This window comes from Vibrio sp. A37 (assembly GCF_059777565.1).
This window is the reverse complement of the sequence record NZ_JBLNLI010000003.1, coordinates 382,228-407,472: the sequence shown is the minus strand read 5'-3', so window position 1 is coordinate 407,472 and position 25,245 is coordinate 382,228. Positions and strand designations below refer to the sequence as shown.

At 40.9% G+C, this 25,245-nt stretch carries 20 protein-coding genes and 2 pseudogenes; 12 read left to right on the top strand and 10 right to left on the bottom strand.

The genetic code is table 11. The features are described from left to right. Positions 1-56: 56 nt before the first annotated feature. Positions 57-674 carry a YecA family protein gene (locus ACM2FC_RS07950; protein ID WP_498480351.1) on the bottom strand — a complete coding sequence of 206 codons (618 nt, stop codon included), beginning with the start codon at positions 672-674 and terminating at the stop codon, positions 57-59. Positions 675-883: 209 nt separating this feature from the next. On the opposite strand from ACM2FC_RS07950, the gene dusC reads away from it, so the two are divergent. After that, positions 884-1,852, top strand: a complete 969-nt coding sequence (dusC, locus tag ACM2FC_RS07945; RefSeq protein ID WP_498480350.1) for a tRNA dihydrouridine(16) synthase DusC — start codon at positions 884-886, stop codon at positions 1,850-1,852. Positions 1,853-2,305: 453 nt separating this feature from the next. On the opposite strand, the gene ACM2FC_RS07940 is transcribed toward dusC, so the two are convergent. Continuing rightward, positions 2,306-2,833 (bottom strand): hypothetical protein, encoded by a 528-nt coding sequence (locus ACM2FC_RS07940; RefSeq protein WP_498480349.1) that lies wholly within the window; start codon positions 2,831-2,833, stop codon positions 2,306-2,308. 233 nt (positions 2,834-3,066) lie between these two features. On the opposite strand from ACM2FC_RS07940, the gene ACM2FC_RS07935 reads away from it, so the two are divergent. Next, positions 3,067-3,309, top strand: a complete 243-nt coding sequence (locus ACM2FC_RS07935; RefSeq protein WP_498480348.1) for a hypothetical protein — start codon at positions 3,067-3,069, stop codon at positions 3,307-3,309. A gap of 160 nt (positions 3,310-3,469) precedes the next feature. Beyond that, positions 3,470-5,173 (top strand): PAS domain-containing sensor histidine kinase, encoded by a 1,704-nt coding sequence (locus ACM2FC_RS07930; RefSeq protein WP_498480347.1) that lies wholly within the window; start codon positions 3,470-3,472, stop codon positions 5,171-5,173. Between the two features lie 65 nt (positions 5,174-5,238). Here ACM2FC_RS07930 and ACM2FC_RS07925 read toward each other — a convergent pair. The 6 genes and pseudogenes from ACM2FC_RS07925 to cysB all read right to left on the bottom strand — a co-directional run bounded on the left by ACM2FC_RS07925 (position 5,239) and on the right by cysB (position 11,094). Further along, a pseudogene (locus ACM2FC_RS07925) lies at positions 5,239-5,771 on the bottom strand (shikimate kinase). Then, positions 5,771-6,565, bottom strand: a complete 795-nt coding sequence (locus ACM2FC_RS07920) for an ABC transporter ATP-binding protein (protein WP_498480346.1) — start codon at positions 6,563-6,565, stop codon at positions 5,771-5,773. Before ACM2FC_RS07920 ends, ACM2FC_RS07925 begins: the two are co-directional and overlap by 1 nt. After that, positions 6,562-7,506 carry an ABC transporter permease gene (locus tag ACM2FC_RS07915; RefSeq protein WP_498480344.1) on the bottom strand — a complete coding sequence of 315 codons (945 nt, stop codon included), beginning with the start codon at positions 7,504-7,506 and terminating at the stop codon, positions 6,562-6,564. The genes ACM2FC_RS07920 and ACM2FC_RS07915 overlap by 4 nt, the downstream gene beginning before the upstream one ends. 53 nt (positions 7,507-7,559) lie before the next feature. Beyond that, positions 7,560-8,522: an ABC transporter substrate-binding protein gene (locus ACM2FC_RS07910; protein WP_498480343.1), complete on the bottom strand. Its 963-nt coding sequence runs from the start codon at positions 8,520-8,522 to the stop codon at positions 7,560-7,562. Positions 8,523-8,860: 338 nt separating this feature from the next. After that, positions 8,861-10,063, bottom strand: coding sequence for a methyltransferase (locus ACM2FC_RS07905; protein ID WP_498480342.1), 1,203 nt, complete (start codon positions 10,061-10,063; stop codon positions 8,861-8,863). Positions 10,064-10,119: 56 nt separating this feature from the next. Further along, the gene (gene cysB / locus ACM2FC_RS07900; RefSeq protein WP_498480341.1) at positions 10,120-11,094 is read right to left on the bottom strand and encodes an HTH-type transcriptional regulator CysB; all 975 of its coding nucleotides are present in this window, start codon (positions 11,092-11,094) and stop codon (positions 10,120-10,122) included. Positions 11,095-11,458: 364 nt separating this feature from the next. Here cysB and ACM2FC_RS07895 point away from each other — a divergent pair, with 364 nt between their 5' ends. The 3 genes and pseudogenes from ACM2FC_RS07895 to ACM2FC_RS07885 all read left to right on the top strand — a co-directional run bounded on the left by ACM2FC_RS07895 (position 11,459) and on the right by ACM2FC_RS07885 (position 14,066). Then, positions 11,459-12,220 (top strand): DNA repair protein, encoded by a 762-nt coding sequence (locus ACM2FC_RS07895; protein ID WP_498480340.1) that lies wholly within the window; start codon positions 11,459-11,461, stop codon positions 12,218-12,220. A 63-nt stretch (positions 12,221-12,283) separates the two neighbouring features. Then, positions 12,284-12,424 (top strand): annotated as a pseudogene (gene miaE, locus ACM2FC_RS07890) (tRNA isopentenyl-2-thiomethyl-A-37 hydroxylase MiaE); the annotation flags it as partial. A 55-nt stretch (positions 12,425-12,479) separates the two neighbouring features. Further along, positions 12,480-14,066 carry a recombinase family protein gene (locus ACM2FC_RS07885; protein WP_274060771.1) on the top strand — a complete coding sequence of 529 codons (1,587 nt, stop codon included), beginning with the start codon at positions 12,480-12,482 and terminating at the stop codon, positions 14,064-14,066. 28 nt (positions 14,067-14,094) lie between these two features. Here the strand turns inward: ACM2FC_RS07885 and ACM2FC_RS07880 are convergent, their stop codons facing one another. Beyond that, positions 14,095-14,499, bottom strand: a complete 405-nt coding sequence (locus ACM2FC_RS07880; RefSeq protein WP_498480339.1) for a hypothetical protein — start codon at positions 14,497-14,499, stop codon at positions 14,095-14,097. Positions 14,500-14,869: 370 nt separating this feature from the next. Here ACM2FC_RS07880 and mobC point away from each other — a divergent pair, with 370 nt between their 5' ends. Beyond that, the gene (gene mobC, locus ACM2FC_RS07875; protein WP_498480338.1) at positions 14,870-15,229 is read left to right on the top strand and encodes a plasmid mobilization relaxosome protein MobC; all 360 of its coding nucleotides are present in this window, start codon (positions 14,870-14,872) and stop codon (positions 15,227-15,229) included. Then, the gene (locus ACM2FC_RS07870; protein ID WP_498480337.1) at positions 15,229-17,046 is read left to right on the top strand and encodes a relaxase/mobilization nuclease domain-containing protein; all 1,818 of its coding nucleotides are present in this window, start codon (positions 15,229-15,231) and stop codon (positions 17,044-17,046) included. The genes mobC and ACM2FC_RS07870 overlap by 1 nt, the downstream gene beginning before the upstream one ends. A gap of 6 nt (positions 17,047-17,052) precedes the next feature. Here ACM2FC_RS07870 and ACM2FC_RS07865 read toward each other — a convergent pair whose 3' ends face one another. Then, positions 17,053-19,182 (bottom strand): hypothetical protein, encoded by a 2,130-nt coding sequence (locus tag ACM2FC_RS07865; protein WP_498480335.1) that lies wholly within the window; start codon positions 19,180-19,182, stop codon positions 17,053-17,055. 255 nt (positions 19,183-19,437) lie between these two features. On the opposite strand from ACM2FC_RS07865, the gene ACM2FC_RS07860 reads away from it, so the two are divergent. The 4 genes from ACM2FC_RS07860 to ACM2FC_RS07845 are packed head-to-tail and all read left to right on the top strand — an operon-like array spanning position 19,438 to position 25,168. Further along, entirely contained in the window at positions 19,438-21,477 is a 2,040-nt protein-coding gene (locus ACM2FC_RS07860; protein WP_498480334.1) for a type I restriction-modification system subunit M, read from the top strand. Next, positions 21,477-22,727 (top strand): restriction endonuclease subunit S, encoded by a 1,251-nt coding sequence (locus ACM2FC_RS07855; protein ID WP_498480333.1) that lies wholly within the window; start codon positions 21,477-21,479, stop codon positions 22,725-22,727. Before ACM2FC_RS07860 ends, ACM2FC_RS07855 begins: the two co-directional genes overlap by 1 nt. Continuing rightward, a complete protein-coding gene (locus ACM2FC_RS07850) occupies positions 22,724-24,571 on the top strand; it encodes a DUF262 domain-containing protein (RefSeq protein WP_498480332.1) in 1,848 nt (615 codons plus the stop codon). Before ACM2FC_RS07855 ends, ACM2FC_RS07850 begins: the two co-directional genes overlap by 4 nt. After that, positions 24,572-25,168 (top strand): hypothetical protein, encoded by a 597-nt coding sequence (locus tag ACM2FC_RS07845; protein WP_498480331.1) that lies wholly within the window; start codon positions 24,572-24,574, stop codon positions 25,166-25,168. Positions 25,169-25,245 lie beyond the last annotated feature (77 nt).

Below are 25,245 nucleotides of genomic sequence, written 5' to 3'. Positions count from 1 at the left end.
CTTTAAATATTCGCTGAACCTCTATATAGGAATAGAAACAACGCAATTAGTTCGAATTATTTACCGCAGCATTGTTTAAACTTCTCGCCGCTACCACAGACACATACATCGTTGCGGCCCACCTCTTTATAAGGATTTACTTGCTGGCTCTTGTTGCCCGTCATAAGCTCGTCTGCCGCTAAGGCAACTTCATTGATCATCATATCGAGCTGAGGAAGCAAATCTTTAAGCATTGGCGGCTCTTCATACCCGACTTGCTTCATCTGCTCACGTGTTTTTTCTTCATCAAGTGCAAGCATAAAAGTTGTCAGTAGAGCTTGCATCATACGAAGCGCTCCATCATTCATTTGCTCTTGTTGCCACTGCTGCTCAACGAGTGGCCACAAGGTCATAAAACCTTCTGCAAATTGCGAAAGCTCTTTCTGCTGAACGCTTACATCAATGATATCAGCCACTTGATAAGCACTGGATTTGAGCTGAGCATATTGCTTGTTAATCTGTTCTACTACGCTCTCCTTGATAGAGAGAGAAGCTTCTTCTCCGAAGAGACTCGCTAGCCAACTTTCAGGAGACAATGGCTTGATAGCAAAGTTAGATGCGAGTACCAACCCTTCAACAAAATACTCAGATTGGGCAAGGTTACTCTCTTTTAAATCGATTACTTGATAAGTCATTATGATCTTCATTTTTAGGATAGAATCGTGGGCATTATACCCACAAACCGCTCTATGATGCGCGTATATCACAGAAATAGTTTATGCCATGTGTTCACTTGCAATGGTTTATGTATGTATTGAATGGTTCGTGACATTTCCCATTACTGCCACTACAATCTGCCCCTCCAGAATTTCTCCTTGTCATGGTTAAGTAAGGCAAACATAAAATGCGTGTAGTTTTAGGCCCTATGGAAGGCGTATTAGACCATTTAATGCGTGAGATCTTAACGGATATCAACGACTATGATCTGTGCGTCACCGAGTTTGTTCGTGTCGTTGACCAGTTGCTTCCTGAACACGTCTTTTATCGCCTTTGCCCTGAATTGAAGAAAGGTTCAACAACCCAAAGTGGCACACCTGTACACATTCAACTGCTTGGCCAGGATCCGAATTGGATGGCTGAAAACGCCGTACGTGCTGAAAGCCTTGGGGCAAAAGGTGTTGATATTAACTTTGGTTGCCCAGCTAAACTCGTTAACAAAAGTAAAGGCGGTGCAGCCCTACTCCAACATCCTGATATCATTTATCAAGTGGTCAAGTCCTGCCGCGAGGCAGTCTCTAAAGAGGTTCCTGTCACCGCAAAAATTCGCCTTGGTTGGGAAAACCCTGAAGACTGCTATGAAATTGCTGATGCTATTCAACAAGCCGGTGCAAATGGACTAACCGTTCATGCACGGACAAAAGTCGATGGATACAGAGCTAGCGAGATTAAGTGGCCTTATATCGACAAAATCCGCCAACGTATTTCCATTCCATTAACCGCAAACGGTGAAATCTGGTCATACGCTGATGGCCAAGCTTGTATCGAAACGACAGGCATTGATTCTTTAATGGTCTGCCGCGGGGCATTTAACGTACCAAACTTAGGCAATGTGGTGAAATATGACCATTCAATCATGCCTTGGAAACAAGTGGTTGATCTATTGCTTTTATACTCGCAGTACGAGATCAAAGGCGACAAAGGGCTATACTACCCAAACCGCGTAAAGCAATGGTTTTCCTACCTGCGCCAAGAATATTCTGAAGCTGCAAGCCTCTTTAGAGAAATTCGCACCTACAACAAAGCCCAGCCTATTGTTGAGCATATTCAACAATACAAGGCAACGCATTTTGCTACATTAGCCAACGAGGCTTAGTTGGTCGAGTATCCCCTTTTACAGAAGCATATATAAACCTCTCAACTCATATAACTCTTGTTGATCGCCCCTTCAACAAGTACCAGTGCATAAAGAGTCTTGGCTGCTGCTTATATATAAGCGCAACAAATCGAATAGAGTCTGATCATGGCAAGCATCCATCCTATTCATAATTTACAAAATATGAAGCCAGCATACGCCACGACTCAAAGATATGAGGTGATACCGGTACTTCAAAAAGGGCAATTTAATTTAAGGTTCTATGGCCATGCCCTGTAGCAGAAACGCGTCTAATTGAAAGTGAATTTACATTCTGAGCGATAGAAGAGTAAGAAGCTCTATTGTCAGAAAAACTTTGCAACAGAGCCTAATTGCGTCTGAAAAACGGAATGTGTGCACATTTCAAAAGGTATGTGATACAATCGTTTATCGTTATTTATAAAACCACATTACCTAATCGCTTTCTGGCACTATGAACGTAATAGACTTGCTAGCCCCCCACGATGTCCATTCACCATCACTATAATCAGCAGTGTTTCTAGGCAACGACTTGTTTATATTAAAATAATCTGGCCCAGAAGTGGCAAAAGCTCTCAGTCTTCCTTTTGTGTTACCAGCTTGGTTTTGTTTAGTTTCAAATTTGAACTCTATCTTTGAGTAATTGTCACTATCGTTTGCCTGGCAGATATAAAGCGATCTATCACCAGTTCCACCCTGTCCTCTTGTAGTTTTCCATGCATTGTTATGGAAATTATCATCTGAGTCACCGGAGCCAATTGTGTTGGTCACCGTATCTTTGCCACCATCTGCTTTTTTCGGACATTTTCTATCAGTACTAACCTTCACTTTATTCGCTGAATTATTTTCTACATGTACCCGTAGCGTAGCGTTTTGGGTGCCCATAATATCTGCTGATACGCTCATTGACGTAGTTGCCAGTATGGCAGTTGCGAATACATTTCCTAGAATAAGTCGATTCATCCTTAAACTCCTTAAATATCAATATGTGAACAATCGCAAAACATCCTACTTTCAATATAATTTTTTTTAATAGTTATATTTCAATAATATGAATCTCATTCCACAAAAAAAATAAGAATCTAGAGCAATACGGCAAGCCATTACCATTATTACCATTTATTGTAAGAGATGTAACGATCACTAACATCGGCAAATTTCACATTTCCAGATGGAGGACTGGCTAAAGAATGTGGGTGGCTCTATTAAAAATATGGGTTCATGGGAACGCTTTTGCGCCTTTACTAGAGCTAAAGAAAAGAACGGTTGGCATTAATGCCCAAATCACTGTTGATATCAGCGTTTACGAGATTTGTTCCGACTTGGCTGGCGAAGCTGTTATTTTGTGTTGGGGGTTATTTGATGATGAGGATCATGACTTACGCGACAAAAATGCCATGAACACAACACCTGATACGTTGAGAGATTACATCAAATAGATATTGGAAGATTGTACCATCGATGATGTTGTGCCTAGCGATATTATTGGGACTGTATCGCGTCCTTAAAAGTAGTAATACAAGTCATAAAATTTATACTAACATTTAAGTAAATGTGGGCAGGGATCGCCCACGTAATCAAGCTTAGAAATTGTTAGCAATGAGTGAACATCTAGAGCAACGAATCAAGCAACTTGAAGAAAAAGTTGCAAGCCTAAAAACCGAGTTAAAGAACCAAAAACTATTCGCACAACTGGTTATGGATAGTGTGCCAGTTAGAGTATTTTGGAAAGACACTGAACGAGTTTATCTTGGTGCAAACCGCCTGTTTTTGAAAGATGCTGGGTGCAGCGTAGCTGATGATTTAATAGGAAAGACGGACTACGACCTTCCTTGGGCAGAAACCGAAGCTGAGCTATTTCGCACTGACGATCTTCACGTTATCACCACTGGTGAAGAGCGGCTTAACTACGAAGAGCCCCAATACACTGCTGAAGGAAAAGCCACTTGGCTTAGAACCAGTAAAATGCCAATGAGGCGGGAAGATGGTGAAATAGTTGGCGTACTCGGAACCTACGAAGAAATCACAGAAGAAAAGAATCGGGTCATCGAATTAAAAAACAGTGAAGCTCGATTTAAAGCACTTTTTAATCAAACTTTTCAGTTTATTGGCCTATTGGATCTTAACGGCTGCTTGATGATGGCCAATGACGCTGTCAAAAACAGGTTTAACGTCACGGAAGCAGATGTTTTAGGTGCCTATTTTCCAGATACCCCATTTTGGTCTCACTCAGAGTCAGAGCGCAAAAAAATTCTCGAGGCGATTGAGATCGCCAAAAGTGGCCAACTTGCACGTTTCAATACCTACCACATTACCCCAGATGGGGACAAAGTTTACGTAGACTTCTCCTTGAAACCGGTTGTAGATAGCGATGGCACGGTTACGATGTTGCTTCCAGAAGGAAGAGATATAACCGAAAAGGTTCATGCGGACATGGAAATTCAAGAACTTAATCAAGGACTTGAAAAAAGAGTCGAAGAACGAACCGCACAGCTAGAAGAGTCTAATTCCCAACTAAACAGTACACTTGAAGTACTAAAAAAAGCGCAAGATGAACTCGTTCAAGCTGAAAAAATGGCATGCCTAGGCAATCTTGTTAGTGGTGTCGCACATCAGATAAACACTCCTTTAGGTAACGGTATTACTGCTTCTTCACATTTGAGCGATGAAATCGATAGATTTAGTCGGAAGTTTTCCTCGAAAGATATCAGTGAATTTGAATTAGCCAACTTCATTAAATTACTCAGTACTAATAATAAGTTTATCGTCTCAAATCTGGAACGAGCAGCCGAATTAATTCGTAGCTTCAAACTCATCGCCATTGATCAGACTAACGAAGAAATAAGGCGAATTCACTTACGTGAGTACACGTTAGAGGTGATTGCTAGCCTGAAGCACAACCTAAAAAATGACCGTATCAACATTGATGTCGATATTGCCGAAGAACTAACAGCTTCAACTTTCCCTGGAGTGTTCGCTCAAATCCTTTCTAACTTTATTACCAACAGCTATACGCACGCATTTGCTGACTCTGAATCCGGCTACATCAGTATCTTTGCCGTCGAAAAAGATGGGCACTTACATCTGACTTATGAAGATAATGGCTGTGGGATGAACGAAGAAACGGCAAAACAAGTTTTCGACCCATTTTTTACGACCAAGCAAGCATCTGGAGGTGGGCTTGGCATGAACATCGTATTTAATGCCGTCACCCAAAAACTCAAAGGAAAAGTCACCTGCACCAGCACTCCTGACAAAGGAACTAAGTTTGAAATTGTTGTGCCTCGGAATTTAAGTGAATAGATACAACGGATTTGAGTCACAATCCCTAATGGCATTAATAATTCTCAGGCGAAGATCACTAGGTTTTACTTGTTTAAGGTATCAACAAACTCTTGCGCCTGCTTAGGACTAGTTATCCGTATAAAATCGATATGGCGGTAGGTAGAATCTGTAAAGAGCGCATTGTAGCGCTTGCGGTTATAGTGATACATTTTTATTGCCCACAATATGATTGAGTGCCGACTAAAAAACACCCTAGAAAAACTTTCAACATTCCCGGTATCGGGCCAAAGTTCTCGTTTTGATATAGCTCTTAAAATAGCGCGTTTTGTTACTTGAAAGAATATTCTTAAAAACGGGTAGTCCAGCCAGATAACTGTATCAACATCTTCCCATTTGTGGATGTGCTACGATTGTAATTTCCGTCGAGAACCCAAGTTTCCGAAGATATTTTTTCGCGAAGCTTATTAAAAAGCTCTTCATCAGAAGAGCCTTGCCAATTTGCTTTCCAATACAATCGATCCATTTCAATGTAAGAACACTTGAGCCTGTTTGCTAACTTTTTACTGAAAGTAGATTTCCCGCTTCCACAGGTTCCGATCACATTTATCTTTTTCATCAATTTAAAAGTAAACTATCGTCTGCGAGCTCTTCCCCTCTCACTTTTGAGAACATTTCTAACAAGTCGGGAACTTGCATATTTGCTCGTTGTTCTCCTGCAACATCCAATACAATTTCACCTTGGTGCAACATGATAGTTCGATTACCACAAGCCAGAGCATCTTTCATGGAGTGAGTGACCATAAGCACAGTTAAATTAAACTCCTGCACTATGGTTTTGGTTAAATTGATGATAAACGCTGCCATTCTTGGATCTAACGCAGCTGTATGTTCATCCAACAGCAATAATTTACTTTCTGACAACGTTGCCATCACCAAACTCACCGCTTGACGTTGACCTCCAGATAGTAGACCGATGCTGTCACCTAACCTATCTTCAAGACCTAGTCCCAGAATACTAATTCTATCCTTAAATAGCTTGCGCCTTTTCGATGATAGCGCAAGCCCCCAGCTTCTACGCTTGCCACGCATATAGGCGAGAGCCATATTCTCTTCAATGGTCAAATCGCCACACGTACCGGCCAGTGGGTCTTGAAACACTCTTGCGCACTGTTTGGCCCTTTGTGCGACGTTTTGTTTCGTGACGTCGGTTTCATCAATAATAACTTGTCCACCGGCCATTGGCGTTTCACCAGTAACAGCACCGAGCAATGTCGACTTCCCTGCCCCATTCGAGCCAATTACGGTCAGAAACTGATGCTCCGGCACATCCAACGAAACACCTTTTAGCGCTTTATTTTCCAAAATAGTCCCTTGGTTAAAAGTGACTTGGATATCTTGCAAGCGAATCATGATACGTCCCCTGACTTAGTTGGCTTGATTTGAGCCGTCGACATTTCTGCCGACGAACTAAACTTTTTTACGCGTAGCTTCCCTTTAATTTTCGGTGCAATTAGTGCGATAGCAACGAGAACTGCGGTAACTAGATTCAAATCCGATGCCTGCAAACCAAACATTCCGGTGCTAAGTGCAAATGCGACGGCCAATCGATATAACACCGAACCAATAATCACTGCGCACACGGCAACCCATATCTTACGTCCCGGAATAATGGTTTGCCCAAGAATGACGGCCGCTAAGCCCACTACAATGGTCCCAACACCGGAAGTGACGTCAGCGAAGCTGTTAGTTTGGGCAAACAAAGCGCCCGCGAACCCTACAAATCCATTGGAGAGCGCAAGGCCAAAATAAGTATAAAAAGCGATACTTGCGCCTTGAGCAGAAACCATTCGAGCATTCACACCTGTCGCTCTAAGACCTAAGCCAAAATCACTGTTGAGCAAGCGAATTACAAAAAATGCTGAAATCAGCACGAGGATACCGACAACGAGTGGCCGAATGTAGGTAGGGTCACCGAGTGCTTCAAATGGCGTCAATATGGTCGGCTCTCCAAGCAACGCCATGTTGGGCCGTCCCATAATTCGGATATTAATCGAAAAAGCTGCGATCATAGTCAGTATTGAGGCAAGCAAATGAAGGATTCCACACCTTACTGCCAGAAAAGCGGTTACCCAACCTGTTGCTGCACCAGCCAGAATAGCCATCCCTGTAGCCAGCCATGGATTAATACCTGCGACAATTGCCGTCGCAGCAACTGCAGCTCCCATAGGGAAGCTGCCATCAACGGTCAAGTCGGGAAAATCTAGGACACGAAAAGTGAGGAAAACACCTAGAGCAACCAGCCCATAAATCAGCCCTATTTCAATCGCTCCAAAAAAAGCAAACGCAGACATAAAAACTCCTATCTTACTTATTTTGTATCGGCTCGCTTAACGAGCCTTAGCGATCATTGAACTGAAGTCGCTCTATCTAGAACAGATTTTGGAATAGTAATCCCCAAAGCTTTTGCAGCCGTTTCATTCACAGCAAGATCTGAACCTTTTGCGACTTTAACCGCAAGGTCCCCTGGCTTTTGGCCATTTAGGATATCAACAACATATTGAGCGGTTTGCTGTCCAACTTGATAGTAGTCAAAGCCCAAGCTAGCAATTGCCCCGCTTTTCACATAAGAAGTCGCACCACCAAAGACTGGCGTTTTTGCTTGATTCGCCGCAACAATCATACCCTCAATGGCACTGGCTACAGTATTGTCTGTTGGTGCATAAATAATGTCAGATTTTGCCGCAATAGCTTGCGTTGCAGACTGAACATCAGCACTTTTCAAAGCTGTCGCTTCTACAACCTGTAAACCGTGTTCTTTCGCTGACTTTTTAAGCAATTCAACCAGTGACACCGCATTCGCTTCGCCTGGGTTGTAGACAACACCAATCGTTTTAAGATTTGGCAAAATTTCTTTCATCAACTCAACATGCTGATTAACTGGGGATAAGTCTGATAGACCCGTGACATTTTTTCCAGGATGTTCAAGTTGTGATACTAGCTTTGCACCGACTGGATCGGTTACTGCCGTAAAGACAACAGGTATCGTTTTTGTTGCAGCAACCAATGCTTGTGCGGAAGGAGTTGCAATACCAACCAATACATCAGGGTTTTCGCCGACAAACTGCCTTGCAATTTGCACCGCTATCGCAGGGTTTCCTTGAGCGGTTTTATATTCAAACTTTAGATTCTTGCCTTCTACGAACCCCTTCTCCTTAAGCCCGTCAAGTAACCCTTGCCGCGCTGCATCTAGCGCTGGATGCTCAACTATTTGTGACACGGCAACCGTAACCGTTTTCGCCACAACAATTGGGGAAGTGAATAGCATGCCTGCTAGAGCCGCAGCTGCAATAATTCTACCTGCTTTCATTCTAACTCCTTGATATATGACCAGTTCCAACATTTAGTTAATCATTCTTGCTGGTTAAAATCGCTCATCACTTCGCGAGGGTTTTCATAATTAGAACAACTAGTTATAAAAATCCTGTTTTGGCCTGAATGATTTTTCTGTGCAATTTTTTGATCACTTAATTGCTAGCATCGGTATAAGCAATTTTGATTGTTTACATTGTGTTTGCTTAGAAAAACACCATTAATAGCAATATATTGACTTTTTTGGAAGATTTCATTTACAAACTAGAAACAAAAAAGAGACCTTAATACCATGGCTTAGAGTATCGAGATTTAGATATGGATTTTGACGCAGTCTTACTCAGACTTTTTATATGCCTGAATAAGTATATTTCTTGGTGAAGTTTTTCTATCACAAAAAGTAGAGATATGAACAATATAACCCTGTTCTTGCAAGTACAGTGACTTATCGTAAATTAACCACATTTCAAGTGGTCGTTTAAACAAGTCTTGAATCAGGCTTAGTTTTTCCATTTTCTCGAAGCGCTGACGCCCTATTTCGTGGAAATATTCGAAGTCTTGGCTTGGTAACATCAATTTCTTTTCTTGCGCTGCCCACTGACAAAACCATTCAAAACCATTTGAAAGGAGAGATTTTTTGATACTTGGTATCGGTATATGGTTGTGATGAGAGAGGTCATAACGCAGCAACGAATCTAACCCCAATCGATAAGTCATTTCCTGCTGTCGGTGGCGCTGAACTCTGGCACCTCCCGTCACCGATTCTTGTAGAGGAATACGAAGTTCTTGTTTTAATAGCTGCAACTTAGAAGCATTACCGGTGGCAGAAAGTGGTCGATAATGTTCAGTATTAATCAGGTGATAACAACATGGCGCAATAGACATAGCCGGCAAGTTGTGTTGCGCCCCAAGTTGTAATAAGCGTACATGTAAATCTCCACAAGCATGAAGTGCTACCGCATGTTGATTCGAGTTAAATACCTCTTCTGCTTCGGGTGCAAAAGCATCACCTTGAATGAAATGCATAGGCAAGTTGTGTTTGTCTGCCTCCGCTTGTCCAGATTCACACAAACATGGCTGATATTCAAAACTCAACACATTTTTCTCTGAGCAGCTAGCAAGTACTCGACCTAAATAACCTTTGCCTGAACACCATTCTAGCCATTCTTTAGAATTGAATTGATTTAAAGTAGCGCCGCTAAAAGACAGTATTTGCTCAAGCTTTCGACCGGGGATACCGTTATGAAATCCTCTCGGCAACTCTATATCAATACCAATGGCTTCAGGCAGTTTGATCAGCTCTTGGGTAGCTTCGAGCTCTGGCAAAAACTCATTTGCAACCGAAAGCAGTAGACCGGGACTTTGTCTCATCTGTACAACATCTTGAGGATCTAATTCAGACAACCACGCCTGAAGAGCGGGATTAATGCGTTGCCATCGAGATGGACAGTCTAGACGTGAGTCATGAAATGGGGAGAACCGCCAATAAGATTGTTTGGCAGTTAATACTGAGTCTAATTGTTCGAACTTGTTTTTCATTGACTACCCCTAAAGCGCAGGCCGATTTTAGGGGTAATTGGCTCAAGAAGAAAGCATTAACGGACAGGTAGTTCAATGTCTTTAAACATTTCCTCTACTTCAACGTTAGATTTCAAAGAAATAGCTTGCTCCACTACTGGACGTGTTAAATGAGGTGCAAACCTTTCCATAAAATCATACATGTAAGAGCGGAGGAAAATTCCACGCCTAAATCCAATACTCGTCGTACTTGGACCAAAGATATGGCTTGCATCTATCGCAACCAGATCCGAATCTTGCTGCTCATCAAATGCCATTCTTGCAATGACACCAACACCGATTCCCATTCGCACATAAGTTTTAATTACGTCTGCATCGGTTGCAGTGAAAATAACTCTCGGTGTTAAACCTTCATGATTAAAAGCGGTATCTAACTCAGAACGACCAGTAAAACCAAACACATAGGTAACAAGCGGGTAAGCGGCTAAATCGCGAATAGTCACCTGAGATTTTTTGGCAAGAGCATGATCTCTAGGAACCACTATCGAACGGTTCCAATGGTAACAAGGCAGCATGATCGCGTCTTGGTACAGATGTAAAGCTTCAGTCGCAATAGCAAAATTGGCCGTCCCTTTTGCTATTGCTTCTGACATTTGACTAGGTGTGCCTTGGTGCATGTGCAATGACACTTTAGGGTATCTCGCTGTAAACCCTTTGATCACTTCAGGAAGTGCGTATCGGGCTTGGGTGTGCGTAGTAGATATATTCAATGTACCCATTTCTGGATGGGTATATTCTCCAGCAACCGCTTTGATACTTTCAACCCTAGAGAGAATTTCTTGAGAAATACGAATAATCTCTTCACCAGCATTAGTCACTTGAGTTAAATGTTTACCACTTCTTTCGAAAATTTGAATGCCAAGCTCATCTTCTAACAGTCGAACTTGCTTACTTATGCCAGGTTGGGAAGTATAGAGACTCTCAGCAGTGGCGGATACATTCAGATTGTGATTAACGACCTCAACAATATATTTGAGTTGCTGTAATTTCATTAATTACCTCGTTATCCGTTTTCATGCCCACAAAGTTGAGCATTTGGGTCTAATATCAATACATTAATATACAGTCGAAGAGCTAATGTGCAGATAAAGAGACTCTGATAGTTTATAATTATTAGTTATAACGTCTAATATGCAAAATTGATAGTGAAATTCTGATTAGGCATCAATATCGTAGAGCTTTTACGTATCTAGTAAACATTTTTTGCATTAATCCGCCAAGAATGTTGCCCAATTTGCATTTTTTCATTAATAATCAATGTGCGAACCTAGATAAAGATATTAAGTTTTTAGATATCGCGCTAGAGAGTTTTTATTACATTAGTCTCCTAGCCATAGAAGAGTAAGATACGGATATATGAACATTGGTTTAATCATCGCTTTAGTTGCCGTCTTATTAGTCCTTGTGCTTGGCTACAACATAATGTTGCAGTATCGGCACAAAATTGAAACGGCAAAACGACAAGAAGTATCCAAATATGTTGCAATCATCGACGCAACAGAGGAGCTCATCGGCAATGCTCATCACCTCCCGTACAGTAAAGAGCTTCTCGTCTGCTTGAATAATCGAATACTTGATTGCTTAGAAAACATGGCCGATCTTGATCCCAAGAATAAACAGTGGCCTCAGCGAATAGTAAATATGAAGCAGCAAATATCTCAGCTTGAAGAAGGTGGCGGCGGAGAAACGACACCCTTTAAAGTACCTCAAAGTGATAAGCAAGCCATTACAATGCTTAAGTTAGTCAAGCGCCTGCGAGATACGATAAGAAGTGAGCATAATAAAGGCAGGTTTGATACTCAGTCATTTGTGAATGAAAATGCTCGCTTAGAAACAATGCAGATTCGCATTAACATCGAAAATGTAGTTAAACGGGCAAATGAAGCAATTGGCCGTGGACAACCAGGCACTGCCATTCAACTGCTACGCAAAGGGATTGACGCGTTAAGTTCGCGCAATGATACCTACTCCAACCAAATTCGTGAAAAACTTCAAGCCATGTTTAATGACTTGGAGGAAACACGCTTGGAGAAAAGTGCAGAAGAGCTTCAACAAATTTCAGAGAAAGAGCGCGAAGACGATATGGATGCTCTCTTTGGTGAAAAGAAAAAATGGTAATATAATCTCAACCAAGATTTTTGCTAAGGCCGCAATTTGCGGCCTTTGTTTTTAAGAAGTGCCATGATTGAAAACTATCAACAATTACTTGAACCCATAAATCAATTTTTACATTGCCCAACTCCTGATGAATGGGTTTTTGAAGCGAAAAAACCTGAGAACTTAAAAGTCCTGCTTCTTGACCACTTGCATTGCGAGCTAAAGACATAGGTGTGCATATTGGTTATAATTAGATTATATTTTAAACAAGGGCTAAAATATGTCTGTCGAAAATACAATTTATGCCGTTACTTATCAGAGATTTAGTAGTGAGCGACAAAAAAACAACAGCTCGTTAGACCGACAAACCGATGCTCAAAAAGAGTGGCTTAGACAAAACCCTAATGTAACTATCATTGATAGCTTCGTAGATGAAGCAATGTCAGGTTGGAGTGGCAAGAACTTAGAAAACGGTTCTCTTGGTCAACTTATGACTGCTATTGAGGATGGTATTATTCAGGAAGGTACTTTAATTCTTGTTGAACACTTTTCTCGTCTCACACGCCAAAACATTGATAATGCAGAAGAACTCATTAAGAAGATTTGGAAAGCTGGTATAACACTAGTTACTGTTCGTGATAATACCCATTATCCACCATCTGCCGTAAATGATATGGCTCTTAGGATCAGGCTAATTGTTGAAATGGAGCAAGCCTATAAAGAATCTGAATGGCGCTCATCAAAAGTAAAAGCCAGTTACACCCGCCGAGAAAAGCAGGCTCGTGAGCAAGGTATTGTTCCCCGCATCAGAAAACCCTTTTGGCTCAATGATGATGGAACCCTTAATCATTTACACCAAGCCATCAAAGATATGTTCCATTGGTATAGAAACGGTATGGGCCAACAAAGAATTGTTGTCGCTCTTCGAGAAAAATACCCAGACACCGCAATCCAAAAAATTAACCCATCTACAGTTATGCGCTGGATTCAGGCTGATATAACTAGAGGATTTTGGCGAGGAAATCGTATCTATGAAGCAGCAATTGACGATGCTATTTTCTATGAAGTCCAATCAATTCATAAAAATAGGTTATATGAAAATGTAAAACCTGACCGTAAGTGGCCTCTATCGGGTTTAATGAAATGTGGTGTTTGCGGCCGAGGTATGTCCATTCAAAAATCAAAAAACAGTGCCCCTGTGGTTCGTTGTAGCTCAAAGCAAAGAGATCGTTCTTGTAACCGAAAGACCACATTTCCCTACTTTATCGCTCATATCTATATGACTACGGTGGTAAGAAAATACGCACTACGAAAGTACTCTACTCTTACTTCCAACAAAGAACTACAACAACAACTTCACAAAATCGAAAGTGAACTCATTAAAAGTCGAGAGTATCTAATCGAACTAAAAGAGTTCTTAGAACAACAACGCCAAGCAGGAAAAAGAGCGTTTGCTACCTTATCTATGATAGAAGATGAATATGAAAAAATTGAAGAACTAGAAGAAAAAGAAAATGAAATTAAAGCCTCTTTAGAAACCTTATCTAAAGGTTCGATATCCCGTGAGGCTAGAGAGCTGGTGTTATCACCCGAAAACTACAATTTAGAAATGCACAAACTTGGCTTTAGAATTGTTGTTGATGAACATAGTTTAAGTACAGAAGGGTTTGATGAAGAAATCCCTACCCTTGAGTATCTAGGCTACTCCCGCAAAACAAAGAACTACGAATACCGTACTCAAGGCATACCTTGGAAAGAGGAGTGGCCAGCTTCAGCTGCTACCGAAGAATTGTTAATGATGAAGGGCTTGAAAGAAAAGGTTCAAACCGAACCATTTATGAAAAAAATATGGGAAAGCGACAATTAGCCTCCCACATTGTACCGATGCAACTACATTACAGGCGCTTTTTCTTAATCGTCTGTGAACCACTTTGCTTCACCTTCAAAGCCAGCGAGTTTTCTAGCTCATTGGCTTTTTTGAGGTTGTATTTGCGAAGCTCGGCAATCGCAGCTTTAGCAATGTCATAAGTGCTTAAAAGATGGGTTTGATGCGTATCGATGATTGCGACCAACTCATCAAGTGCTTCTTGTCGCCCTTCAATTCTATTCGTCAGTTTTTGTGACGGCTCTGCGCCAGCTTTGAGCAAATCATCACGAATAACAATATCTTTTCGCAGTTTGTTATTCATCATCTCTTTCAACTGACCTTTGACGAAATCCGAGTTCGCCAATTCTTGTGTTTTTTGTAATTCGTTTTTCGCTGTTGATTCCAGCCTCTTTTCGTGATCTTTTTTATTCATCATTTTTCTCCTAGCCATACCTTTGAGATACCACAAAAATCAGGTTTGGCAAGGACTTACCAGCTCTGGGACCACAGGGGACCCAGCTCTCCCAATTTGACATCGCCTAAAAATATGCTCTGTTGTGTATAAGAGTTTAAGACAATTAAAGAAGAGGCAAGTTGAGGCTTGGGTTCCCCAAACCACTTGTTTTAAAACAGAAAAAACGTTTTAAAAAGGAGTGGTGATCACTTTCTAAAATTACCTGAAAAATCTCATTTCATTCGATATTTTGTAGCTAACTTCAGACAGCGATCTTCGATAAAAAGCCTACCCAGCGTTCTATCAATCGTCTTAACACTCATTGTATTTGTCGTTTATGGAGGAAGTTATGACGCAAAGGAGCAGCAATACAAAAATCGTAATACGTTGTAGTGAAGAGGAAAAATCAGCCCTGTTATTGGCAAAATCCCAAATCAAGGCAAGGACGTGGCTTGAAATGGTTCAAAAGCTCTTGCACCGTAAGAGAATCGAACCACCTAAGACCATCATTCAAGATAGTGTTTACCTACTAGAAATCCTGACGGAGTTAAAACGCTGCGGTAACAACCTCAATCAAGTAACGAAACTCGCAAACAACAGCAGGACAATTACGCCTCAAGAAACCGCCCAGCTAAAAAAACTGGCAGTTCAGATCTCTTCGCTTAAAAACAAAGTGCTGAAAAGTTTTGTGGTTGAAGGAGGTAAATAATGGCAATTGCAAAATTACTCCACGAAGGAGAAGCGGTTAAGCAACTTAAAAACATTATTCGATACAACACGGTAGCCAAGGAGTACCTTAACTCGCCTAACAATCCTCGATTGCTGCAAGCCCTGTCCAATCTAGGGATTATCGACATATCAGATCCAGAAGCATATCAAAGCTTTATGGATGGATTTGTTGAAGAGGTAAAGCTCAACAAAAGCCAATCGACCAACAAACGTCAAACAAAGCTTTACGCTCACGAAATGATTTCCTTTGAAGATGAAGATAACGTCCGATTTTCTCAAGATGAGCTGGCACAAATCAGCGTGGAGCTATTATCAAGCCTATACGATATGGAAAACACGCCTTACCTTATTTACCCGCAAATCGACAGTGGACGTTTGCACTTTCACTTTGTAAGGGGAATGCACAACAGCCGTGGCGAGTATCAGCGTGTCAAAAACTCAAAAAGAAAAATGCGCCAAGCGTGCGAAAAAATTGAACGTAAATACAACCTAACGGCAACGGGCAACAATGTTTCTAACGAGATCCGTCCTGCGAATGATCCAATGGCAAAAGTGCTAAAAAACCGTCAATTAGAAGCGCAGTACCAACACCAGAAAAACCTCAGCGCAGCGAAAGGACAAGACTCACCGCTAACCAACCTCAAACGTAAATCTTATGATCTATTGATGGAAGATAAGTATCAAAGTGAAGCTGAATTGGCGGAGCACACCGCTTATGAACAAGTTCAGCAAAATCTAACGGAAAGGACACAGGTAAACCAAAAACTCGAAGCTGTGAAAAAGCGCATTTTTAATCTCTACAAGTCAGCTAACGATGAAGCTGATTTTATTGAGCAGTTAGAAGAGCAAGGAATCGCCGTAGAGATACTAAAACACGCCAAATCAGGCAAGAATAAGGGCATCGTGTTTCACCACCAAGGCGAAACCATTTCAGGCGGTAAAATCTCAAGTTCGATGACACTAGGCAAAATCAAAAAGCGTTTTCCTAATTTCATTCATACGCTAGAAAAACCACCATCGTTACGAGAGACATTCAAGCAGCAGCGTAAAATGCTGGATTTTCAGATCGAGAGCATCAACCGCTATTACAAACAGCAAAGGAACAACGTTAATGGCGACATTCTGATTTATTTCGGCAAAAAGAACATTGCAGCTCGTCCATACAATTTCAACATTGTTTTATCGAGCGACAGAAGCAAAATCACGTTTGGTTCATCAACCAACAACTATGATCTCACCCTGTCAATCAACGTTGCATTAGAGAATGGCTGGCAAGCGGCAACGCTGACTAACTCAAGCCCAGATTTTTTGAAGCGTATGATGGAAGCGGCGTATGACAAAGATCCTGAACTGTTGTTTTTTGTTCAATCAGATACACCTAATCAACTGAGCTACAACAGTCTGAAATCTATCTGCCCAGCTCCTACAGATAAAGAGCTAAAACAAGCTCTGATAAGCAATGTATTAGCTATTTATGATATTGAACAAGCACGTAGTGACTGGCTGATTCAGTTAAAGAAAAAAGCCAGAAGTGATGACAAAAAGGGTTACATTGTAGCGATAGAATCAGGGATGAGTATTGAAATGGCAGATCAAATGAGTAAAAAAGAGCTTGCTGAACTCTACCAAGCTCAGAAAGCTCATAAAATGCAAACGTACTCAAGTCGAGTAAAAGCAACACTGGAAGCTCAACGACTGGAGGCTAAAGACGACATCATTATGCAACTGGAAAGCTTGGAAACAGTTTCACCAAAACTTAAATACTCCAATGACTGCCGTCCAAAACCAGACCGTTGATTGAGCTTACCTGTTAGAATCAGAGAGCATTTCTTGCAACCCCAATTTCTCAGCAAAACTTCGATTTCTCATTTTTGCTCGATTAGAAATATCTGACAGTGTAAGTATTTCCATTCGGATATTAGCTATAGTTTGCCTAACCGTGTAATCAGCACTTCGTACTGGAATCGAGTCTCTATACCAACTCCCAGAAACTGATTGCTCATATTCATTCAACGAAGATATTGGTGAGATCTTCTCACCGATCAGGTAGCAATAAAACTTCTCCAACGGCACGTTGGCGTAGTTTGCCAATATATTACAGTAGTTCGGCATTTGCTGTAGATAGTCTGACAACTCAACATCTTGGGCTTTAAACTCTAGAAGAATACACTTCCCTTCACCTGCATATAAGTAGACATCAGGCCGCTGATTTGGCTTGAATCCAAGCTCTTTCATTTCCTCATATGCTTCTTGACGCAGTAAGGGTTGACCGTCAGGCAGCGTCATTTTACTCAGCTCCATTTCAGAGAAGCCTTGATAATAAAGAAACTCTTCATCAAGCACCCAAAGATCGTTGATCTCATCATTTGAAGTCGTTTTTCTTTTAAAAAACAAGTCGTGAATGATGCCTTCTTTATCTCTACGCTTTTTGTCGGCAAGTTGGTTATTTTGTGCGTCAAGCTCGCTAGATACGATTTTATCTAGTAGTTTGGCGACCAGTTCCCTACGAACAACATACTTAGAAAGCTCTTCCTTGTTTTGCTCATCTACAAGCAACGATAGCTCTTTAGATTTTTCAGCTATCTTAACTTGATAGTCCTCGGATGCTGGGTTTAGTCGATCAAGCTGCTTAACAATGGAGCGAGCTTTATTGCTTTTGTCTGCTATGATCTTTGCTAATTCAATATGGAGAGCGTTAGTAATACTTTCATCAGTGGCGTTTAGCTTTACCTTGCCTTTGGCTAACTCTGCAACTCTAGCTGATAATCCAAGCTCACGGGCAAGCAACATCACTCTTTTAGTTGTCGCTTCTTTTGCATCTAAAAGTTCCTCGTAAATGCTTTCTAACTGGACACTTGCCTGTTTCTTAATGTCATCTAAGTACACATATGAGTCATCACCAAATAAGCCTGAAGATATCTCCTTCACTTCAGCTTTAGATTTAATCTTAAATGAATCAACAGCGTCATTAACGTTGTCAGATATATCTAAGTAGTCACCATAGAAAGCGACAACTTTCTTCTTACCAGTCAGCGAGTTAGCATTGTTTATAACTGAGTTATTGATGTGCTCAACTGGAATGTCTTTACTACAAAGAAATGCCCCGTGTCTTTCAATTGACTCAGCATCAAACTCAAAAACCAACCAATTAAATTGTTCTGGTTCCTTGCTAGAATCCCTTATCCATTCAATCCCATTTTTTGCTTTTGGTGCTTCTTTTGGGTAGCAATAATGAATAGAGAATTGACCTGATTCACTAGGCTCAGGGAAATCATCAGGCGTAAGAATGACAGTGTCCTGCTTGGAGGAAATCGAGTATTCGAATTGAAGAACAAGATCTGGAAATGTGATACCTTTTTGTTTCTCTAGATACACACGCAGTGCGTATTGCGACTGAATCAGGGACTCAAACTTCTTCAACGTCAAAGTGCGGAAAAAGTCAGAATCTTTCTTCTGCGGCTGAAAGCCCTTCAAACTAATAGTCGTTAATGTTTCGGTTGGTCTGGAAGGCTCTAGACTATCGTCAAAGATAAAGTTATCGCTACTGCTCTTAAATGAACGAAGGTAATGCTCGTTATTTTCAATATACCGACTAGTAACATCCACTTGAGAAAAACGGTGTAGGAGCTGCAAACGTCCAGTTCCTCGATTATGGTAGCCTTTTGACTTATCCAATAATGAGCTAAACCTTTCAAAAGATTCAGAGTTAAACCCAGCACCAGTATCAGAAATGACTATCTGTTCAAGCTTTTTGTGCTCTTCATCCACATCATTGAATTGAAATGTGATAGTAATCCGCTGTTTATCATCACTTTTCCGCTCTAGTATTGACTCCAATGAGTTAGTCATTGCTTCAAAAACGGGAGCTAACGTATGCTTTGATGCAGGAATGAGCTTCAACATTCCCGACAAATGTGCGCTTGGGTTTTTCATTGTCAGCCAACTTAATTTAACGAAATTATTGATCGAAATAGTGTATGTATGATCAGGGTAGCAACAATTATCAGTGATTTCACTATTTGTCAGCTCTACCTGCGTACCGAAATCGTTTTTTGTTAACTTACATAGTTCTAAAAATCATCACTTTAATGGTTTTGAATAGTTCACAGAACATCGTTTACAGGAATATCAAAAGTTGAAAAAGTGATATAATCAGCGCAATTTTTCATATTCAATGTGCTGATTATAATGACTAACAACAATTTCTCATCAACAGCAGCGTTTTTATGGTCGGTGGCTGACCTTCTACGTGGTGATTTCAAGCAATCTCAATACGGACGTATCATTCTCCCTTTCACTCTACTAAGACGCTTAGAGTGTGTGCTTGAAACAACAAAACCAGACGTTCTCGCAAAATACGAAACTGTAAAGGCAATGCCAATTGAGGCACAAGATAAGCTACTGACGCACGCAGCTCAGTTGAGCTTTTACAACACTTCAAAAATGGACTTAAACCGCCTTGGTGAAACAGGTGTAGCAAGTAACCTAGAGAGCTACATTCAATCGTTTAGTCCTAATGCTCGTGAGATTTTTGAGCACTTCGATTTCTTCAATACCATCGACAAACTAGAAGAAGCGGATCTGCTTTACAAAGTAGCTAAACGCTTCGCAACTACAGATCTTCACCCTAATACCATTAGCAACTACGGAATGGGTTTGGTGTTTGAAGAACTGATCAGACGCTTTGCAGAAAGCTCTAATGAAACGGCTGGTGAGCACTTTACCCCAAGGGATATTGTTGAACTAACAACATCACTACTATTCGCCAATGAAGAAGAGCTAACCAGTTCTGGCTTGGTTCGTTCTATTTACGATCCTACGGCTGGTACGGGTGGTTTCTTGTCGTCAGGTATGGAATACGTTCATAACCTTAACGACAAAGCCTCTCTTTCTGCTTTTGGTCAAGAGCTAAACCCAGAGTCATACGCAATCTGTAAAGCGGATATGCTTATCAAAGGGCAAAAGGTCGATAATATTAAACTAGGTAATACCCTGTCTAATGACCAACTCCGCACCGAGAAGTTTGACTATATGCTGTCAAATCCTCCATTTGGTGTGGATTGGAAGAAGATCCAAAAGTTCATCAATGATGAGCACAACGAAAAAGGCTTTGAAGGTCGATTTGGTGCTGGTCTACCACGAGTGTCTGACGGTTCATTGCTGTTCTTGATGCACCTAGTAAGCAAAATGCGCCCTGTCAGTGAAGGCGGTTCACGTATCGGTATTATCTTGAATGGCTCGCCACTCTTTACAGGCGGTGCGGGTAGCGGTGAAAGTGAAATTAGACGCTATATTCTTGAAAATGACCTGCTTGAAGCAATTGTGGCTCTGCCTACCGATATGTTCTACAACACAGGTATTGCGACTTATGTTTGGGTTCTATCATCTCACAAGCCAGTTAACCGCAAAGGTAAGGTTCAACTTATCAACGCTTCAAAAGAACGAGCTAAAACAGGCGGTCGTGGTCGCAGTGGCGGCGGTGAAATTGAAGGTAATGATGAGCACGTATTCTATGCAGCAATGCGTAAATCGTTAGGTAGTAAACGTAAAGAACTCACACCTGAAGCGATTGATACCATTGTTAAAACTTACGGTCAGTTTGCCGAAAACGAGTTTAGTAAAATCTTTGATTACAAAGAGTTCGGCTATCGCAGAATTACGGTTGAACGCCCTCTTAAATTGGCTATTTACCCGAAAGACGAGCACCGCCTTGAAGCACTACAAGCGGATAAAGCGTGGGGTAAGTTAGGCGAGTCAGTTCAAAATGCAGTGTTAGAAACTCTAGCTTCATTTACTGAAGAGAAGCTGTTATCTCGTGATGCCTTCCTAAAAGCCTTTATTGCCAAACTGAGCGGCATAAAGCTAACCGCAGCCCAACAGAAGACGATCGTGAAACACTTAGGTGAGCACGATGATGAAGCTGAGGTATGCAAGGTTAAAGGTAAGGTGGAAGCAAATCCAGATTTACGTGATAACGAGAACGTGCCATTAACTGAAACCGTTGACGAATACTTTGCTCGTGAAGTGCTACCTCACGTCCCAGATGCGTGGATCGATACGAAGAAGACTGATGAACGAGACGGTGAAGTGGGTGTTGTGGGTTACGAGATCCCATTCAACCGTCACTTCTACGTTTATGAGCCACCAAGAGCACTTGAAGATATTGACGCTGATTTAGATACAGTATCGGCTGAGATTATGCAGCTACTTCAAGAGGTGCATTCATAATGACAAGTCGTTATAAACCATATTCAGGCTATATTAGTTCTAAAGTGGACTGGATCGGTGACATTCCTAAACATTGGGAAGTTAAACGTCTAAAAAATGTATTCGATATAAAAAAAAGAATCGCAGGACAACTAGGCTTCGATGTACTTTCTGTTACTCAAAAGGGAATTGTTGTTAAAGATATACTGAGCGGTGATGGTCAACTATCAATGGATTACTCAAAATATCAATTGGTATTTGAAGGTGATTTTGCGATGAACCATATGGATTTATTAACGGGATATGTTGATATATCTAAATTTAACGGAGTAACCAGTCCTGATTATAGAGTTTTTTCACTCAAAGATAGAAAAAACTACAACGATCGATACTACTTATACTTGTTGCAAATGTGTTACAAGCAAAAGGTGTTCTTTCCTCTAGGCCAAGGCAGTGCTCATTTAGGACGTTGGCGTTTACCTACCGAGGCATTTAATGAGGTTATTTTTCCTTACCCAGATGCAATGGAACAACAACAAATAGCTCATTTTCTTGACCATCAAATTGAGAAGATTGACATTCTAATCAGCAAACAAGAAGAGCTAGTTAATCTATTAAAAGAAAAGCGTCATTCCTTGGTTTATGAAGCTATTGGTACTCAATGCGATACCGAAGTTAGACTTGGATCTGTAGTAAATCAATACTTTAGGGAGTTTGACCATTCGCAAGAAGAAATGGTCGTAGCGTTAGGTTTGTACAATAGAGGACGAGGTATCTTCAAAAAAGAACCTAAATTACCGCAAGAGTTAGGGGAATCAGATTTTTTCCACGTTCAAGATGGAGACCTATTAATAAGTGGACAATTTGCTTGGGAGGGGGCTATCGCCCTAGCCGATAAAAGGCATTGCAACTGTGTCGTTTCTCATCGCTATCCCATATTAAAAGGAAGAGATGGCCTTATCGACACTAAATACCTATGGGCGTATTTAACAACCAAAGAAGGTGATTTTTTACTGAATGAGTGCTCTGTTGGTTCTGCTGGAAGAAATAGACCTTTAAACATCAAAAAGTTGTTAAAAGAGAAAGTACCTCTTCCTTGTATAAAAAGTCAGCTTGAAGTCTCGAAGTTTGTTCAGGCTGAAAAAGAGATTCGTCAACGGGTAGACCTTGAAATTGATTTGCTGAATGAACGAAAGACAGCACTGATCTCAGCGGCAGTAACAGGAAAGATTGATGTGCGTGATTGGGATGCACAAGGAGTTCAAGGATGAGCAATTTCCAAAATAAGATTGAAGCCAAAAACCGCTCTATTTTAGAGGTTCTTGATAACAAGAAGTACACCGTTGATTACTATCAGCGTGAGTATAGCTGGGAGCAAACTCACATAGAGCAATTGGTTACAGACCTGTGCAATGCTTTTTTAGATAACTATGATCCAGAACACCAACGTCAAGATGTTGCTGGTTACAACAGTTACTATTTAGGTCCATTTGTCCTGAGCGAAAGACCAGACAGACGTAGTATTATTGATGGTCAACAACGCCTAACCTCGCTAACGTTGTTCCTGATCTATCTTAACAATCAGCAAAAAGAACTAGGCTTAAACGAAGCCATATCAGGAATGATCTTCTCAGAGCAGTTTGGGCAAAAATCATTCAACATTGACGTACCAGAGCGAACTGCCTGCCTTGACGCTTTATTTAAGCAAGGAGAATACACACCACCTGAAGATGCAGATGCTTCAACCATTAATATGGTAGCTCGCTATCAAAATATTTGTGATGCATTTCCAGTAGATCGTATTGATGAAAACGTTCTTCCACTGTTCATTGATTGGCTAAAATGGCTTGTTGTTTTGGTCGAAATTGTCGCCTACAGCGATGAGAATGCTTACACCATTTTTGAAACAATGAACGACAGAGGCTTGAACCTCACGCCAACAGAGATGTTAAAAGGCTTCTTGTTATCGAAATACCGTGATGATAACAAGAGAAAGCAGTCCAACGACTTCTGGAAGCAGACGATTATTGACCTAAAAGTCTTCGATAAAGAAGAAGACCAGCGTTTCATTCAAGCGTGGCTAAGAGCCAAATATGCCGAGTCTATCAGGCAGAGTAAAGCTGGTTCCCTAAACGAAGACTTTGAAAAAATCGGCACTCGTTTCCATAACTGGGTAAGAGACAACCTATCTCGAATGAACCTAGCTAAAGCTGGCGAGAATGAGTTTGATGCCTTTATTAATACTGAGTTTAGATATTATGTGAATGCGTATAAGCGCCTTCGTAAGGCTGAAGAAACGTTCACGCCTGAACTCGACTCGATTCACTATATTTATCAGTGGGGTATCGCTAGCTCATTAAGCTATCCGCTTATGCTTGCTCCGCTTAAAACAACAGACTCCGTTGATCTCGCTAATCAAAAGATGAACCTTGTCGCTAAGTACATTGATATCTTCTGTGTTCGTAGATCTGTCAACTTCCGCAACTTCTCTGCAAGTTCAATTCGCTACACGATGTACAATCTCGTGAAAGAGATCCGTAACAAAGACTACGGCGAGCTAGTTGAGATATTTGACAAAAAGCTAAGTGAGATGGATGAGCAGTGGAACGGCTTTGAATGGTTCCGCCTACACGGTCAAAATGGTCGATTTGTTAAGTATCTACTCTCACGCCTGTCTGGTTATGTTGATGGTCTAGCTGGCGAAAATACTGATTTTGCAACTTATTATCACGCTACCAATGGCAAGCCTTATGAGATTGAACACTTGTGGGCGAACAACTTTGATAACCATCGTGATGAGTTTGAACAACTAAACGAGTTCAATGATGCTCGTAATAGTATTGGCGCATTAGTGTTGCTTCCACGAGGCACAAACCAGTCATACAGTGATAAGCCTTACACAGAAAAAGTAGAGCACTACATTAAAGAAAATCTTCTTGTAAAGTCTTTGCATCCTTTAGCTTACGAGAATAACCCAAACTTCAATAAGCTCATCTCACATAATGGCTTAGCTTTTAGAGCACACGCTGAAATGAAGATAGCCGATGTTCAAACTAGACGAGATTTGTATCGCCAAATCGCTGAGCAGATCTGGTGCTTAAGAGAGAGTTCCTAAATGGAAAAGCTGGAAGTATTAACCTTATACAAAGAGCAATATGCCTACGAGTTAGAAAGGAAAAACACCATAACTTCTAACATTCAAGTAAGGTTTGCAGCTATTGCTACAATCCTTACTTTATTATTGTATATAAGCAAAAATATTGACTTAACCATACCTTTAATCGCTTTATTAACACTTGGAACAGCTACGTTTATAGGCCTAATGTTCCTAGCTAGAGCTATCTATTTATTATTAGATGCATTTTGGGAAAATGAGTTTGATTTTTTTCCTTATGCCAATGAAGTTGAAAAAACAAGACTAGATATGATTGAAAAGGGGTACTTTGATGCAAACACAGACTGCTTCATTGATTACCTAATCCGAGATTTTAGTTCCTGTGCAGGCCAAATTGCTAAAACTAATGATACCAGACAGCATAAACTTCAATTAATGAACCGCCCCTTTAAATATTCATTAGTTCCATTATCTCTTGTCGGTTTAGCTTTCATATTCGCAGACCTTGACGCAGCCTCTTCAAGGAAAGACACAACGGTTGTTATTACACAACCACTTAACTGCGAGAACCTCTCTTTCGACAATAAGGTAAAATGAGATGACAACGGAAGATAAAAACAGTCCTACAAATAACCTTGAACCATTTATAAAGCCTAAAAGAAGAAAGGTTATCG